This is a genomic window from bacterium (assembly GCA_021372535.1).
Taxonomy (GTDB): Bacteria; Latescibacterota; Latescibacteria; order Latescibacterales; family Latescibacteraceae; genus JAFGMP01.
Genome location: JAJFUH010000016.1, coordinates 13,560 through 30,913, shown reverse-complemented (window position 1 = coordinate 30,913; position 17,354 = coordinate 13,560). Strand labels below are relative to the sequence as shown.

Here is a 17,354-nt window from a genome sequence, read left to right as displayed (position 1 = left end):
TGTAAATACCTTTCTCCTGTATTTTGCAGGACATACAATATGGTATAACAGGAGACTCTTATTATGTCTTTTCAGGATGTGTTCGCTCATCCTGACAATATAACCCCGGAGTAGAACTCCGAGGAATTCTTTTGATTAAATTTTATGAATAGGTCGGGATAAAGAGCGTATTAGTTTACGGAATGTTTTGGATATAAATTTACTGCTCTTCTCCCCACGAACTCACCCCTGTTCCTTGTATATTTCAAGAGGAGGGATAGTACCATCAACATCTTTATTATCAAAGTGTTATATGAGTGGTGAGTTTCCATGACCAAGGGCGGCAACTATCACCTTATTCTGCTGCAAATAATAAAGTGTTCATTATTTTACTGGACAATGCCGAATAAAGTATTAATTTATGAATAGGTGTGATAAATCCACAATACACAAATAAACCCTTCGCCGGGAGGTAAAACATGCGAACGCTGAAGCGATTATCAGCACTCTTTGTCTTTATATTAATAATAGTCATGAGTTGGGGATGTTCTGTTATGCACAGCCAAACACGCGGTAAGGAGACTGAAAAAAAGATCAGCACACGCACGACAGGATATTTTTTATTTATTCCGCTATGGACAAATGAGACCATAATTACAAAAGAAAAAGAAGCTGAATAAAGACGATTTCGGTGCCACTTGACAAAATGAAACTCCACCCCCAAATTACAGGAGCTGAAATCAGGTATATGAAAACGTTCGGAGCATATGGCGGTATTAAGTGAAAAGAAGTCTATACGGGCATTCGATATCTCTTCCTCAAAGGTATAGTAAACAATCCTGAATGATATTCAGACCAAATAACGTTTGCATCGGTTATTGGCAATAAATCAGGCGCTTAAAAGCGTGGTAAAAACTCTACATGTCTGAATTTTGGCTGTCAAGGGTCGGCACGAAGTACCAATTTACATGCCCTTGACAGCAACAAAACAATACATTTCATTATCGGGCGTGTGAAAAAGACACTTTTTCACCGCCCTCTTAATATCGCCATAAGAATCGAAAAGGGGGTTCGCAATGAAACGGCAACCGGTACGGTATTTGGTAGTGCTTTTATTGGCGATTCTGGCACTGTGCTCGTGCGGAACAGGGGAAAACGCCCGTGAAAACGCCTTTTATGTTTCCCCGACGGGCAATGACGGCTGGTCGGGAAAAAAGGGGAAACCGTTCGCGACCATAGAGAAGGCCCGCGATGCGGTACGGGCGCTCAAGGCAAAGGGTCCCCTGACAAAGCCTGTCACCGTATACATCGGCGGCGGTGTCTATACGCTGTCGAAGCCTGTTGTGTTCACTCCGGAGGATTCGGGCACTGCCGAATTCCTTGTCACCTATGCCGCGGTTCCCGGAGAGAGTCCCGTGGTGAGCGGCGGGAAAGCCATCACCGGCTGGAAAAAGGGCGCGGACAGCGCATGGACGGCTGAAATTCCCGAGGTCAAGGCGGGTACGTGGTATTTTCGTCAGCTCTTTGTGAACGGAAAGCGCTGCCAGAGGGCGCGGACTCCCGATAACGGCTTTTTTACCGCGGACGGCGAGATTTCCATGGAAGACCAGGCGCGCTTCACCTTCCGCAACGATGACATCAAACCCGGATGGGCAGAATCCGGCGACATCGAGGTAATCGCGCTTCAGGCATGGGCGGAAATCCGTATGCCCATCAGGAACATCGATGTCGCAAAGAAAATCGTCACCCTCTCGGGGAAATGCAGGCCCTCGAACCGTGAAAAGGACGCCCGCTACTGGGTGGAAAACATCCGCGAGGGTCTCGATCAGCCCGGAGAGTGGTATCTGGACCGGACAGCGGGTGTGCTCTCGTATATCCCCCGGCCCGGGGAAGACATGACGAAGGCCGAAGTCATTGCCCCTGTCGCGCAGGAGCTCGTACGGTTCGAGGGGAAACCCGAGACGAATTCATACGTGACGAATATCGCCATCAGAGGAATTACCTTCTGTTACACCGACTGGTCGCTGCCTGCGGAAGGATATTCGGATGTCCAGGCGGCGTACGACATACCGGCTGTGATTACCGGCAACGGTGCGCAGTCGGTGACCATCGAGGGCTGTGCGGTCAGGCATGTCGGCAATTACGCCGTCGAGTTTGCCCGCGGCTGCACGAAAATCACCATTACCGAAAGCGAGCTTGCGGACCTCGGCGCCGGAGGGGTCAAGATCGGCGAGCCGACAAACCGTGAAAACACGGCGGAGCAGACATTTGGCAACAGCGTGACCGACAATCACATCCATGACATCGGCGAGGTATATCCCGCGGCGTGCGGCATCATGATCTTTCTGAGCGGCGGCAACCTGATCTCCCACAACCATATCCACGACACATACTACACCGGCATCTCGAACGGCTGGTCATGGGGGTATGCCGAGACGAACGCGAAGGAGAACATCATCGAGTTCAATCATGTGCACGATATCGGCCGTGGCATGCTGAGCGACATGGGCGGAAATTATAACCTCGGCGTCCAGCCCGGCTCGGTCATCCGCAACAACCTGTTCCACGACATCACCTCGTACGGCTACGGCGGATGGGGAATATACACCGACGAGGGTTCGAGCTATATCCTCATTGAAAACAATATAGTATACCGTACGAAGTCCGGGGGTTTCCACCAGCACTACGGCCGTGAGAACATCGTCCGCAACAACATTTTCGCCAACGCCGTGCTGGGACAGATCATCCGATCGAGAATGGAGGAGCACCTCAGCTTCACCTTCGAGCGCAATATCGTGTACTGGGGCGAACGTCCGCTTTTAGGCGGAAACTGGAGCGACAATCAGTATAAGCTCGATTACAATCTCTACTACAATACGAGCGGCGAGCCGGTGATGTTCAAGGACTGGACGTTCGAGCAGTGGCAGAAGCGCGGACAGGATGTTCATTCGATGATTGCCGATCCGCTCTTCGCAGACCCCGAAAACGGCAACTTCACCCTGAGTTCCGATTCACCGGCGTTCAAACTCGGATTCAAGGCAATCGATATGAACACGGTGGGTCCACGCAAGTAAAAGGGCGGATTTTTCGGAACATTTCCGTTGTAAACGGATTCGTTATGCAATGAAGCTTCAAATTTTCGGTTATCCTTTTATATTGCTCACATCATTGATCCCCCTCGGCTCCCGCTGCGCGAGTCGCCGTATCCCCCTTATAAAAGAAAGGGGGAATTAACCCATCTCCCCCCTTAAAAAAGGGGGATGCCGCAGGCAGGGATCATATATTATATAATATCGGATATTTCTACTTTATATTTATGTAATGCTTATTAAAAGGGATAATCGAATTCACATCTTCACACAAATAGCGCGCGGAGAATACATTGAATAAACCGCGCGCTTTTTTTGTATATTATGGGAAGCATTCATTATCCTTGACTGAAACGATGTTATGGGCTAATTTGGAAACAAACGTATCGAGAAAAAAACTGGGAAATTTCATTTTGAAAGGCACTTCCATGGCACCACGAATTATGGGATTTTGTATGCTTACGCTTCTTTTTTCATGTCTGGTTTTTTCAGGATGCGGGAAGAAACAGGTAACGTCGACGGAACCCATTCCCCTTCCCGAACACCCGCGTCCCGATTTCAGTCGGACGGACTGGATCAACCTCAACGGACGGTGGAGCTTCGCCCTCGACTCCCTCGATGTCGGCGCTGCCAGAGAATGGTTCAGGGAAGGCACGCCGTTCCCCGACACGATCACCGTTCCCTTCTCATGGGCTTCACCGCTTTCGGGCATCGGCAGGAAAGATGTGCATATCGCCTGGTACGCCCGTGATTTCGAGGTTCCGAAGACATGGGACAACCGGTTTGTGTTCCTCGTTATCGGCGCTTCGGATTTCACCACGAAAGTCTGGGTCAACGGTCACGAGATCGGCGTTCACGAGGGAGGATATACCCCGTTCGAATTCGAGATAACCGAAGCCCTTTTTGAAAAAGGAGCCAATCATCTTGTCATACGGGTCGAGGATGAACCAACTCCGGGACGGCTTGTGGGCAAGCAGGTCTACGGCGAAGCGAAAGGCATCTGGCAGACCGTATACCTCGAACCGCGCTCCGAGCTTCACCTGAAAATGGCGCATTTTTCTCCGGACATCGACCGTAAACTGGTCAAAATGCACCTGGCCTTCTCCGCGGCTACCGGTATGAACGACGAGGTCAGTATAGCCTTCGCCGATACATCGATCGCTCCGGTCAGGAAACCGCTGCCCCCGGGACAGGGTGAGTTCACGTTGACCATCCCGGTGCCGAAACCGCATCTCTGGAACCTCGATGACCCGTACCTCTATAATGTCGATATTACCCTCATCTCGGAAAAAGCGGCCATCGACACGGTTCACACGTACTTCGGAATGCGGAAAATCGGCGCCGCCTACCGTCCCAACTCGCGCGATATGTATGTGACGCTCAACAACAAGCCCGTGTATCTCCGGATGACCCTCGACCAGTCGTACCATCCCGAGGGTTTTTGCACCTTCCCGAGCGATGAGTTCATGCGCGGGGAAATCGAGCGGGCAAAAACCATCGGCCTCAACTGCCTGCGGATTCACATCAAAACCGAGATGCCCCGCAAGCTCTACTGGGCCGACAGGCTCGGTCTCCTGCTCATGTGCGACATACCCAATATCAACGGCGAACCGACCGAATACGGCCGTAAAAACTGGGAATATACGGCGTTCAATCAGATCGAGCGCGATTACAACCACCCCTCGATTTTCTCGTGGGTACTCTTCAACGAAACATGGGGACTCGTGACCCGCATCGAAAAACTTCCCGGCGAATTTGTCCATGAATACATGCCCGAAACACAGGCATGGGTGAAATCGATGTATCTGACCGCGAAAAATGCCGACCCGACCCGTCTCGTCGAGGACAATTCGCCCGACCAGGGACGCCGCTGGCATGTGATGACCGACATCAACTCGTGGCATGCTTACCTCCCCGGCTATCGGTGGGCCGAATACATGGATGAGGTTGTGAGAAACACCTTCCCCGGATCGGAATGGAATTTCATCGGCGGGAACAAACAGCCAGATATTCCCATGATGAACTCGGAATGCGGCAATGTGTGGGGGTACAAGGGCGGCACCGGCGATGTGGACATCAGCTACGAGTACCACATCATGATGAATGAGTACCGCCGTCGGCCCAGGATCAGCGGTTTCCTGTTCACCGAGTTCCACGATGTCATCAACGAGTGGAACGGCTACTACCGGTTCGACCGGAGCATGAAGGATTTCGGGCTCGATGAGCTCTGCCCGGGAATGACCGTGCGCGACTTCCACAGTGACCTTTACCTTATTCCCGGCGGGGATTTCAAGAAAATCGTCGCCCCCGGAGACACCTTTTCGGTGCCGGTTACCGCATCGTTCCTGAGCGATACTGTTCCCGGAGAGCTGACGGTGAAAACGCTCTTCCACGGGTGGAACCGTTTCGGGGACCACCGTGAATACTCCGCGGATTCGCTGACCGTACGGCCGGTGAAATACTCGGTGGTCAAGCTTCCCGACGTGAAACTCACCGCTCCGAAGGAAGAATGTATCGCCATGTTCTGTACATTCCTCATCGATGCGAAGGGCGATACGCTTCACCGTAATTTCCTGCCGGTTCGTGTGCTGAAGAGCGAATCACCGCGCCGGGAGACAATAAAAGGGAAAGCGGAAATTGTCCGCAGGATGCCGAACGAGTTTTCGAAAAGCGAGTGGTCGGTAAAACAGAAAGCAATTTTCGACAGCCTCAAGGTCTGGGGAACTGGCACCGGTTACTTCGAGTACGAGTTTCCATGGCCGAAAAATCTGAAAGCCGATGCGGTTCAGGAAATCGAATTCATCGCCGAACTCGGCGCCCGCCGGATACAGGGTAAGGACATGGGAGAGGATTATGTGAGCCAGGGAATCGACAATATCAGCGCGAAAGGCATCGATCCGGGGCACAATCCCAATTCCTACCCCATGACCGATGATAAAAAGCATCCCTCGCAGGTGGGGATTACTCTCAACGACACCGATTCGCAGGCTATCACGCTTGCGAATGACCCCGCCGATCACCGTGGCAATCTCTCATGGCTCAGCCAGAAAGAGGACGATACCCTCACAGAGGCGGGTTCCTACGGCTATCTGGTCAAGGTGCAATTCGGCGGAGAGGCGCTGAAAAAGGCGGCGGAAGAGGGTACGGCGCGGGTGAAGCTCGCAGTCACCGGAGGTACCGGCTCGGATGGCGGGCTGAGCGTGTATGGCGAGCAGTTCGGGAGGTATATAATCGACCCGACCGTGGTCTTCAGGCTGAAATAAGTACCGAACCATCGGTTTGTATTCGAGGAGAAAGAGCGATTCCATACATAACGATATAAATAATTGCGCATGGTTTATCCATTAGATCCTGAAACGAGTTCAGGATGACGGTCATGCCGAACTTGCTTTGGTATCTATTTGTTAAAGAAACGCAATATAATATTTCGTCAAGTATGATCATGGGAAGGAGTTACAGTGTATAAAAAACGTTCACTATGGTTTCTCTTACTTGCCGTACTGTTTTTGTGGAGTCCGTTGAGTCATGCGGTCAATTTCCCAAAACCTGTGGGGCATGTCAACGATTTCGCCGGTGTCATGAACGGCTCCGCAAAAAACGAGCTTGAATCGGCCCTCCGCGATGTCAAGAGCCAGACCGGTGCCGAAATCGCCGTGGTGACCGTGAAAGACATGGGTGGGCTCGATGAACAGACGTACGCAGTGGAACTCATGAAAGCATGGGGTATCGGGTCGAAGGAGCGTAATGACGGCGTTCTCCTCCTTCTCGCGGTTCAGGAGCGACGGGTAAAGATCGAGGTCGGGTACGGTCTCGAACCTCTCATAACGGACGGCCTGTCGGGACAGATACTCGACCGGTATGTCGTGCCGTCCCTGAAAAAGAACGATTACACGACCGGACTTGCACAGGGCGCGCTCGCTCTGGCCTCGGTCATCGCCCGTGACAAGGGTGTCACCCTGAGCGGCGGCGCTGCTCAGGCCCAGCAATATCAGCCTCGACCGGTAAAGAGAACCACGAGTCCGATCTTTCCGCTCTTCAAAATATTTTTCATCATTGTTATTTTCATACTCCTTTCCAGGAGGCGGCGGGGCGGAGGCGGCGGATTTCTCACCGGAATGATCCTGGGTAGTATGCTCGGCGGCGGCGGAAGACATCATTATGGCGGTGGTTTCGGCGGCGGATTCGGCGGAGGTGGCGGTTTCGGCGGCTTTGGCGGCGGATTTTCGGGCGGAGGAGGAGCGTCACGGGGATTCTGATGCCACCAAATAAAGAATGATTGTAATTCACCACGGATGAACACGGATTAATGGTAAAAATCTTTTAGCCACTAAGGCACTAAGGCACTAAGAATTTCAAGAAATTATTTATACTTTTATAAGCAATTATCAAATACAATATCGGAAAATAAATACTCCTAAATCCATATTCTATCAAATCTTGTGGATGATATAATTATTTGATTTTTTCGTTACATGAAAAGAATTCATCATAGGTGTGCAAAAAGATGGTTTTTCACCAGTTTTCCCAAGCTTGAATGGAAACGATTTGTATTCTGATAAATTCCGTATTTATCAGTGTTCATCGGTGGTACATAAACGAATTTTATAATAGATCGGAGGCGACATGACACAGATACCCGAACATATGAAAAAAACCACGGACATGTTTCTTGCAGATATTCGCAAGGCATTCGGGGACAGTCTCAGAACCGTTATCCTGTATGGCCCGGCTGCACGGGGGGAACAGCATAAAAACCGTCTCCATATCAATTTTATGGTGATTGTCGATGATAACACCCCGAGCGAACTCGCCCGGTGCGCACGGCATATCAAAAACTGGCACAAAGAGCTCATCACCACGCCGCTCTTTCTCGAACCCGGATTCATCGAACAGTCGCTCGATACCTACCCGCTCGAATTTCTGGACATGAAGACCTCATACGCTGTCGTTTACGGGGATGATGTGCTCGAGGGTATCAGCTTCGAGCCCTCCGATGTCCGGAACCAGTGCGAACGCGAGATAAAAGGCAAGCTTCTTCATCTCAGGGCGGAGTACCTTGCCCTGCGTGGGAATCAGAAAGCGCTCACCGATCTCATTACACGGTCTATCGAGACTTTCCGGCTCGTATTTGCGGGGGCACTGTTCATCAAGGGCCGCGATATTCCCGCCGGCACCGGGCTTCTGCTCGATGCAGTCACGGCTGAATATGGTCTCGATGCCTCGCTTTTCAGGACACTTACAGGAATAGCGCACGGGGATATAAAAGCAGGAGAGGCTGAGACAGACGAGATATTCGATCTTTATGTCGAAGAGCTGGACAAGCTTTCCAACGCCATCAATTCCATGACCGGCGAACCGGAAAACAACAGCGGGAACATGGGGACATAACCATGAATGGTGCAGTGAATATTTCCGGAAACGACACCATAAAGCAGACGGGGAAACATCGCTTTTCCAATGCCCTTGAATCCTGGCGGTTTGTGGTTCTCTCGGTAATTTCAGCCGGAATATACGAGTTTTACTGGTTTTACCGGAACTGGAAGCTTCTTAAAAATCACCGGAATCCATCGATCAGCCCCGGCTGGAGAACCGCAGGATTGTCGGTACCGGTGTACAATATCGTCCTTTTATACCGTCAGTTCAGAGATATCCGTGACAGCGCCCGTGAAGAGGGATGCGCTGCTTTTTCTTCGCCCGGCATGATTATTTTTCTGTATACGGCCGCAAGCATTCTGCTGATTCTGATTGCCCTGTTTGAAATGAAAGTAAAAGGAACGGCGGTACTCGCCATGCTGACTTTTTTAAGCGTGCTTGCCACAGCGGGTTCGGTCTGGCCACTTGCAGTCGTTCAGGCGACCTATAACCGGTTCTGGAAAAACCGTCAGCCCGACAGCCCGGTACGGACATCGTTTTCAAAAGGAGAAAATATCCTGCTTGTGCTCGGGAGTCTCTACTGGGCTCTGACATTCCTGATACTGGCTCTGCCGAAGTAATGTATGAACACCACGGAAATCAATGCAGACCCGTAAATGATGGGAACGGTTAATAGTAGTTACCAAATATAATACAGATAACCTTTTAACCCGGAATATTCATGAATATATATAACCACGAAAACACAAAGACACAAATTTATATAACATATTATTTATACTATCATTAACAATTAATAAACATTAACACCTAAAATATATATTGCTCCGGCGGATAAATAATGATACCAATAGCAGGAATAGATGCCGAAACAAGTTCGGCATGACGTCATCCGATATCACTGTTTAATCGCCGAAGCAATAAATAAAAAATAAAATCCATGAAAATTCGTCCGATCCGTGAAAATCCGCGTTTTATTAAGTTTTATGAACAGATCGGGTAAAAAATCATTTGTCTCTTGGTGCCTTTGTGCCTTTGTGGTAAATTCCAGGATAAAAAATATCGTTTCGGATTCAGCAATGACTGTCAATCTGGCATGTTGAAAACAAAAATAAACATCATTTAAGGGAGTGAACAACCATGAGAAAAGTTCTTATCGTTCTTGCAGTTATTTTACTCGTGCTCCTTGTTGTCGGAGTCATGGCGTTTTCGTGGATCAAGACCACATACAACACCATGGTGACTATGGACGAGGAAGTCAACGGGGCATGGGCGCAGCTCGAAAATGTCTACCAGCGCAGATTCGACCTCATACCGAATCTCGTGGAAACTGTTAAAGGATATGCGGCGCATGAAAACGAGGTGCTGACGCAGGTGACCGAGGCGCGGGCGAAAGTCGGCGGCGCAGGGACACCCGATGCGCGGCTCAAAGCCGAGGGCGAGCTGACAGGCGCGCTGTCACGGCTTATGGTCGTGGTGGAAAACTATCCGGACCTCAAGGCGAACCAGAATTTCATCATGCTCCAGGATCAGCTCGAGGGCACGGAAAACCGTATCGCTGTCGAGCGCGGACGGTATATCAATATGGTAAAATTGTTCAACCAGTATATACGGCGTTTCCCGACCAATCTGATCGCCTCGGCGTTCAATTTCAAAACCCGGGAAACATTCGAGTCTGTCGAAGGGGCGAAAACCGCGCCGAAGGTGCAATTCAAGTAAATCCCGAACAATCTCCCCAGCGGGACCGATTCGCCACACACTGCTTATCGGTCCCGCCAGGATACCCTCCTGTGGCCATACTCCGATAGCTGTTCGGAGCCGTCCGGCAATCGATCACCCTTATAGAGACAACCATTTTTACGTCAGTTTTACCGATAATTTCGTATTGATTAAGCATAATCGGAACAGAATATCCGCGCCGCTGCAATTATATCTAAAATAATGACAAACAAGCACCTGAATCCTATTCATCCCAAAGAAATTTCCTTTAATACGTAAAAAAGGCTTTACAAAAAGCGTAGAGAGAGTTATATAATCGTCTAAATATTGTGTGCCATAAAGCCATACAATACCACATATAGTTATTCAGAAAGGCATCGATAGGTTTTTGTTTTTGAAGTGTTAAAAAAACTGCTTGACAAAATTATGGCGTTTAGTTATTAAATTAAAACAACATATTGTACCCCACATTATTTTTCACACAAAATATAGTTATTTTTATTGAATATTCGGGATAATAAATATTCTTTTCATAGACTTTTTGTTTGATGAGGCCGGAACATGAAATTTGAATTCAGTGTACCGTTTGCCGAGGTCCGCAAACGTGACGGCAGACGTGTTGCTTTCGATCCTGATAAAATACGAAAGGCCATTGCAAAAGCAGGCGCTGCATCCGGCGAATTCGACCAGTTCGAGGCGGAGCTGCTGACAGGGCAGGTTATAAAGGTTCTTTCCCACAGTTCCCGCAAGGGGATACCGGGAATTGAGCAGATTCAGGATATTGTCGAACATGTCCTCATTACCTCGAACCATCTGAAAACCGCCCGCGCCTATATCGTCTACCGTGAACAGCACCGTAAACTCCGCGAAGACCGGAAAACCGTCGTCGATGTATTCAGCTCGGTGAACGAGTATCTCGACCGCGCCGACTGGCGCATCAATGCAAACGCGAATCAGGGCTATTCGCTCGGCGGCCTCATACTCAACGTTTCCGGCAAGGTTATCGCCAACTACTGGCTCAATCATGTCTACAGCGAAGAGATCGGGGAAGCGCACCGTAACGCCGACATTCACATCCACGATCTCGATATGCTTTCGGGATACTGCGCCGGCTGGTCGCTCAGAACGCTCCTCAATGACGGATTCAATGGCGTTCCCGGAAAGGTCGAGGCCTCACCGCCAAAGCACCTTTCGAGCGCTGTCGGGCAGATGGTGAATTTCCTTGGCACGCTCCAGAACGAATGGGCGGGCGCCCAGGCGTTCAGCTCGTTCGATACGTACCTCGCCCCGTTCGTCCGCGTAGACCGTCTTTCATACGATGATGTGCTCCAGCACATCCAGGAATTCGTCTACAACCTCAATGTCCCGTCACGGTGGGGAACGCAGACGCCGTTCACCAATGTCACGTTCGACCTTGTGTGCCCGGCGGACCTGAACTGGCAAAAGCCCCTCATCGGCGGTGTGGAGCAGGATTTTACGTACGGCGACCTGCAGTTCGAGATGGACATGATCAACCGTGCGTTCATCGAGGTCATGAGCCGCGGAGATGCAAAAGGCAGGGTGTTCACGTTCCCGATACCGACCTACAATATCACCAAGGACTTCCCGTGGGAGCATCCGAATACCGACCTGCTGTTCGATATGACCGCCAAGTACGGCATCCCGTACTTTCAGAATTTCATCAACTCCGACCTGCAGCCCAACATGGTCAGGTCCATGTGCTGCCGTCTCCAGCTCGATCTCCGTGAGCTTCTCAAACGCGGCAACGGCCTGTTCGGGTCGGCTGAAATGACCGGCTCGATCGGCGTGGTGACAGTCAACTGCGCCCGTCTCGGGTACCTCGCAAAAGGGGACAAGAAGGATTTTTACGAGCGGCTCGACGGGCTTCTTATCCTCGCTAAGGAAGCGCTCACCGTCAAACGCAAGGTGATCCAGCGCCTCATCGATAACAGCCTTTTCCCATATACCAAGCGCTATCTCAAGGACATCCGCAATCATTTTTCCACTATCGGGGTGAACGGCATCAACGAATGCATCAGGAATTTCACCCGGAACGAGTATGACATCACCGACGAGCGGGGGCATGCGTTTGCCTGTGAAATTCTCGATCACATGAGAGAAAAAATCGTGGATTTCCAGGAGGAAACCGGAAATCTGTTCAACCTCGAAGCCACACCGGCGGAGGGAACCACCTACCGTTTCGCCAAGGAAGACAAGAAACGGTTTCCCGATATTCTCCAGGCCGGCATGTTCGATGCGCCGTACTATACGAATTCGAGCCAGCTCCCTGTCGGGCATACCGACGATCCTTTCGCCGCCCTCACTCACCAGGAGGCGCTCCAGGGGAAATACACCGGCGGAACGGTCTTCCACCTCTACATGAGCGAACATATTTCCAGCCCGGAAGCGTGCAAGAATCTGGTAAGAAAGACCCTCGAACGGTTCCGGATCCCCTACATAACGGTAACGCCGGTTTTTTCCATCTGCCCGAAGCACGGCTACATTACGGGGGAGCACACGTACTGTCCCAAGTGCGACGAGGAGCTTATCGCACGGAAATATTCAACGATGACATTAGATGATTCTCTGTAAGGAAACAATTGGAAAATTTCTCGTTAAGATTACAAACAAAGTATATAGAGAGAGGAAAAGATGATTTTTTTAAATGGGGAAACTGGGGAAAAGTATTGAATTATTCGATTCTCAATAAAAATTAATAAAAAATCATGGCTTATCGAAAGACCATAATAATGGTAAAAATAGCAATAGGGGTTGCTTACATTTAATGTGATTGAGTTGTAGCATAATTTTCTCCTTATTGGCTGTTTTTAATCCTACCGAAGAAAGGTGGTGAAAGAAATGACAGATAGACTTAAACCGGGAACGGATACTCCTATATCAGGACAGTATGCGGTTGTTGGCCCGCGTGGTGGAAAAACTGGTGTTGAAATCACGGCTGTTGAGGGAAAACGTATGCCGCCTACACCTGAAAAAGGAATGGGATATGTCCTGGTTGACGAAACCAAACATAAGAAATAGTTTTGATGAGGGCTCTCTCAGAAATGGTAGAGCCCTAATAAACTGAATAATGATTTATATTGGTAATAGAAATGAAAGAAGCATTTATACGAAATAAAGAATTACCCCGATTTTTCGGAGAGATTAATTTGATCGGCGAAAAAAGGCTTTTTGATATTAGTTTAATTAATACTGATAAGCCTGAATTATTTTACAAACACCCCAACGGTGAAATTTGGATAGGTGATTCGATTACTTGGCTAAATTCATTACCAAAATGTTCTGTAGATTTAATCTTTGCAGACCCACCTTATAACATCAAAAAGGCAGATTGGGATAATTTTGAATCACAGAAAAAATATATTGAATGGTCTTTGAAATGGATTGAACCAGCATCTAAAATTTTGAAGTCTACAGGGACACTTTATATTTGTGGATTTTCTGAAATATTAGCAGACTTAAAAGCTCCTTCAATGAAGTTTTTTAAAAGTTGTCGGTGGATTATCTGGAATTATAAAAATAAAGCAAATTTAGGTAAAGATTGGGGACGCTCCCATGAAAGCATTTTACTTTTTAGAAAATCAAATAATTTCACCTTTAATATTGACTCAATTAGAATTCCTTACTCGAAACATACCCTTAAATATCCCGACCATCCACAGGCTTTAACTAGCCAATACGGTAATGGAAAAAATCATATATGGAAACCAAGCCCCAACGGAGCAAAGCCCCAGGATGTTATGGAAATACCAACTACCTGTAATGGAATGCATGAAAAAACTCCGCATCCGACACAGAAGCCTGAAGAATTGTTAAGAAAGATTATTTTAGCCTCATCAAATATAGGAGATACTGTTTTGGACCCGTTTTTGGGTTCAGGTACAACGGCAGTAGCATCCGAACAATTAAAAAGGAAATGGATAGGCTGTGATTTTAGCCGAGAATATCTTGAATGGGCGATTAATCGTATTGAATTGGTGGAATACTGGGAAATCGAAAAGTGGATAAAATATGATTATAATAACATGCTGAGAAGGAAATCTATACGATGAAATTGCAGAATATCGTTGAAATTGCCACTAACAAAATAAATTTTGTTACCATACAAAATTATGTAAATTTTTGTAATATTTATCTTGAATACATTTCAAAATACCTTCAAGCGGTCATAGTTTCCCAAAATGAAAATTATTACAATTTTTATCAATATGATGCAGACGGTGATTTTCAGATAACCAGGCCAATTAACTCGAATCTTATGTTTAACATAGACACTTTTGCTATTGCTGGAAAAGAATTTTTAAAATTACTTAAATCAGCAAAATACATTAACGAAAAAAACAAAGAACAGAGAAAAATCCTTTTAAATTCTGTTTATACCATACAACAATCAATCGGCGCAACTCTTGATGGTTTGTCAGCTGGAAAATCAAACACGGCCAGAAAATTAAACGGCGACCTTTTTGAAAATTTCATCCGTTTGATAATAAGAGAAATAGGCGTTGAGTGCCGGGCAGGGGTTGTTCAAGTTCCCGTTATTATGAATGGGGAAAAATTATTTGATATGAGCTATCAGCATGATTTAATTATTGAGGATGATAATAGTATTAAAGTTATTGGATCTATTAAAACATCAAGTAAAGACAGAATAGATAAAATTTTTATTGATAAATTCCTTTATACGAAATTGACTGAAACCTTAATCCCTCACATAGCAATATTTCTAAATGATGTTCAAAGAAAAAATACACGGCGAGAGAATGAATACGGTATAAATTCTACGTTTCTACCCGGCCATTTTAAAGGTTATACGGTTAAATTAAACCCCCTTGATGGTGTTTATTATTGTGACATTAGACCGAATATGAAAACAGAAATAATCTTAAAAGACCATATAAAAACTTTTGATTATCTAATTTGCGAAGATATTTGGAAATATTTATAAAAGTTTCTAATATTTATCCAACATTTTTCCCATTTATGCCGGAATTGTTTCCTTTTTTTAATAATAGGCAAAATAATACAAATTATGATAAAAAATCCTATTACTGTAAAATATTGTAGGCTGTTATGTTTGTGTACAAAATGATACACGAAATCATAATTTGGGTTTAATAATTCTTTGCGAACTTTGCGAGAGATTATCTTTAAATTTAAAAAGGAGATTCCATTATGGTTCAGACAGTGATCGGCAATCACACAATCGTCCTCAAAGACGAGGAACGTCAGCAGTGTGAAATCTGGACGAGGGTCATGGGATACTACCGTCCCGTGAGCGAATTCAACATCGGCAAAAAAAGCGAACACACGGAAAGGGTATATTTCAGCGAAAAAAAGACGACTGAATCAGTCTCTCTCTGAGCTGTAGAATCCATGGAAGCACCTCAATACACACTTTCAGATGTCCCCGTCGCCGGAATCGAGCCTATGACGACCATAGACTTTCCCGGCAGAATGGCGGCTGTTTTTTTTACCCAGGGCTGTCCCTGGAACTGCAGGTACTGTCATAATCCGTCATGCAGGGTTCACGATTTCCCCGTCAGTTTCGAGCGCCCGCATATCGAATCGTTTCTCATTGAGCGGAGCGATTTTCTCGATGGCGTTGTCATTTCGGGGGGCGAGCCGACGATTCACCCGGCGCTGCCTGATTTCCTTGAATGGATCAGGGACATCGGTTACCTGACCGCTCTTCACACGAACGGGTACAACCCGGAAATGCTCCGGTATCTCCTCAAGCACGAGCTGCTCGATTATGTCGCCATGGATGTTAAGGGTTCTCCGGCGACATACGACCGTATCACCAGGGCGCAGAATTCCTGTGTCAAGGCGTCCTGGAGCATCTCGGCCATCGTTTCATCCGGGATACAGTACGAATTCAGAACGACCTGGCATCCGCTCCTCATGACGGAAAAAGAGCTCCTCGACACCGTCCGGGCAGTATACAGCGCAGGCGGGCGGCGCTATTTCATTCAGCGGAGCCGCGCCCAGGGTGTCCGTGACGATGAGCTCGTCCGGTTCGGCGATGTGATCGATGTGCCCGAGAAGGTGGTGAAAGAAGCGCGAAAACTGTTCGATGAGTTCGAGGTGAGATAGAAAGAACTTATCGGGTTTATGAAATTTAAAGAAAATGAGCCGCACCGGAAGGTGCGGTTTTTTGTTTTAAAGACAGTTTTAGTATAAAGTCGATAGAAAAATATGGAGATATGGTCGGATAGAAGTAAACAGATATATGGACAGAAGGTTTTAATTATTGAATTATCAGTTATTTATCGATCTTATGTTTAAGAACCTTACAAAGCAGAAAATGATATATCGAGATGAATGAAGATAATCAAGCGGTTTTCTTACATTCATCAAGAAGTTGAAAATAGAGTTCCCGTGAGAGATTCGCCGTACGCATGTTTGATTTGATGATTTCGATATCGACATCCGAGTATTGGGGAATAATCACCGGACGCGCCACGCCGTTTTTGACGTATGTTCGATGGCTTCCACGCTTCCGTTCCATGATAAATCCGAGCTTAAGAAAAATGCACTCCAGGACCTTCCAGTTTTCAGGTTTTAAGCGCGGCATCGGGCTTACCTGTCCGCAGGAACCATAAACGGAATAGGAACTTCGATTGTTTTTTCGGAGGCCGGGGTTTTGGGAATAACGTCACCTTGAAGAGCGGCAAAATAGGGAATAAAACCGCAATCCTTCATGACTTTTTCGAGTGTTCCGCGTTCAAAACAAGATAAAAGAAACAACTCGAGCGCTTCTCTCAGGTTGTTTTCAGCCTCATCCGCCGTGAGACCCTGTGAATGAACATCGAGGAGGGAACATGAGGCAAGGAACCATTTCTCACGCTGCATTACGGTAAACGGCAATTGAGCCTTGAAAGTGACCATTACATTAGTATTGCTCATTACAATGCTCTCTCCGTTTTTTTTATTGCTCCGGCGATTAAACAGTGAAATATATTTCGGAAATTGAGCCCTATAAAGGTGATTCGATACAATCTGTGTAACTGCGCACCAAGCCGTCATTCCCGCGAAAGCGGGAATCCATGTTTTTTACTTCCGGTATCATTCTTTATTCGCCGGAGCAATAAGTTGATTTATACTGTAAATAAATTACCGGTTACTTTTACATAATGCAATATAATTCAATGATAAGGATCAGGAACATTCAGGATG

The 17,354-nt window shown here is 47.3% G+C and carries 16 protein-coding genes; 13 read left to right on the top strand and 3 right to left on the bottom strand.

What is annotated here, in order from left to right; translation table 11 throughout:
- On the bottom strand, positions 1-90 hold a 90-nt coding region (locus tag LLG96_01595; GenBank protein MCE5248893.1), incomplete at its 3' end, for an IS200/IS605 family transposase.
- Positions 91-458: 368 nt separating this feature from the next.
- Here LLG96_01595 and LLG96_01590 point away from each other — a divergent pair.
- The 13 genes from LLG96_01590 (at position 459) to LLG96_01530 (ending at position 16,271) form a co-directional block, all read left to right on the top strand.
- A complete protein-coding gene (locus LLG96_01590; GenBank protein MCE5248892.1) occupies positions 459-659 on the top strand; it encodes a hypothetical protein in 201 nt (66 codons plus the stop codon).
- Between the two features lie 396 nt (positions 660-1,055).
- Positions 1,056-3,053, top strand: a complete 1,998-nt coding sequence (locus LLG96_01585) for a right-handed parallel beta-helix repeat-containing protein (protein MCE5248891.1) — start codon at positions 1,056-1,058, stop codon at positions 3,051-3,053.
- A gap of 470 nt (positions 3,054-3,523) precedes the next feature.
- The gene (locus LLG96_01580) at positions 3,524-6,331 is read left to right on the top strand and encodes a beta galactosidase jelly roll domain-containing protein (GenBank protein ID MCE5248890.1); all 2,808 of its coding nucleotides are present in this window, start codon (positions 3,524-3,526) and stop codon (positions 6,329-6,331) included.
- 195 nt (positions 6,332-6,526) lie between these two features.
- Positions 6,527-7,324, top strand: a complete 798-nt coding sequence (locus LLG96_01575) for a TPM domain-containing protein (GenBank protein ID MCE5248889.1) — start codon at positions 6,527-6,529, stop codon at positions 7,322-7,324.
- Positions 7,325-7,691: 367 nt separating this feature from the next.
- A complete protein-coding gene (locus LLG96_01570; protein ID MCE5248888.1) occupies positions 7,692-8,456 on the top strand; it encodes a hypothetical protein in 765 nt (254 codons plus the stop codon).
- A gap of 2 nt (positions 8,457-8,458) precedes the next feature.
- Positions 8,459-9,061, top strand: a complete 603-nt coding sequence (locus tag LLG96_01565) for a hypothetical protein (GenBank protein ID MCE5248887.1) — start codon at positions 8,459-8,461, stop codon at positions 9,059-9,061.
- A gap of 520 nt (positions 9,062-9,581) precedes the next feature.
- A complete protein-coding gene (locus tag LLG96_01560; GenBank protein ID MCE5248886.1) occupies positions 9,582-10,160 on the top strand; it encodes a LemA family protein in 579 nt (192 codons plus the stop codon).
- A 561-nt stretch (positions 10,161-10,721) separates the two neighbouring features.
- Positions 10,722-12,752 carry a ribonucleoside triphosphate reductase gene (locus tag LLG96_01555; GenBank protein ID MCE5248885.1) on the top strand — a complete coding sequence of 677 codons (2,031 nt, stop codon included), beginning with the start codon at positions 10,722-10,724 and terminating at the stop codon, positions 12,750-12,752.
- A 267-nt stretch (positions 12,753-13,019) separates the two neighbouring features.
- Positions 13,020-13,199: a hypothetical protein gene (locus tag LLG96_01550; protein ID MCE5248884.1), complete on the top strand. Its 180-nt coding sequence runs from the start codon at positions 13,020-13,022 to the stop codon at positions 13,197-13,199.
- 71 nt (positions 13,200-13,270) lie between these two features.
- Positions 13,271-14,230 (top strand): site-specific DNA-methyltransferase, encoded by a 960-nt coding sequence (locus LLG96_01545; protein ID MCE5248883.1) that lies wholly within the window; start codon positions 13,271-13,273, stop codon positions 14,228-14,230.
- On the top strand, positions 14,227-15,123 hold the full coding sequence (locus LLG96_01540) for a hypothetical protein (GenBank protein ID MCE5248882.1): 897 nt from the start codon (positions 14,227-14,229) through the stop codon (positions 15,121-15,123). Before LLG96_01545 ends, LLG96_01540 begins: the two co-directional genes overlap by 4 nt.
- A 227-nt stretch (positions 15,124-15,350) precedes the next feature.
- Positions 15,351-15,539, top strand: a complete 189-nt coding sequence (locus LLG96_01535) for an anaerobic ribonucleoside-triphosphate reductase (protein ID MCE5248881.1) — start codon at positions 15,351-15,353, stop codon at positions 15,537-15,539.
- Between the two features lie 12 nt (positions 15,540-15,551).
- Positions 15,552-16,271, top strand: a complete 720-nt coding sequence (locus LLG96_01530) for an anaerobic ribonucleoside-triphosphate reductase activating protein (protein MCE5248880.1) — start codon at positions 15,552-15,554, stop codon at positions 16,269-16,271.
- 238 nt (positions 16,272-16,509) lie between these two features.
- Here the strand turns inward: LLG96_01530 and LLG96_01525 are convergent, their stop codons facing one another.
- Both LLG96_01525 and LLG96_01520 read right to left on the bottom strand, forming a co-directional pair.
- Positions 16,510-16,752 (bottom strand): type II toxin-antitoxin system HicA family toxin, encoded by a 243-nt coding sequence (locus tag LLG96_01525; protein MCE5248879.1) that lies wholly within the window; start codon positions 16,750-16,752, stop codon positions 16,510-16,512.
- Between the two features lie 5 nt (positions 16,753-16,757).
- Positions 16,758-17,084 (bottom strand): hypothetical protein, encoded by a 327-nt coding sequence (locus LLG96_01520; GenBank protein MCE5248878.1) that lies wholly within the window; start codon positions 17,082-17,084, stop codon positions 16,758-16,760.
- Positions 17,085-17,354 lie beyond the last annotated feature (270 nt).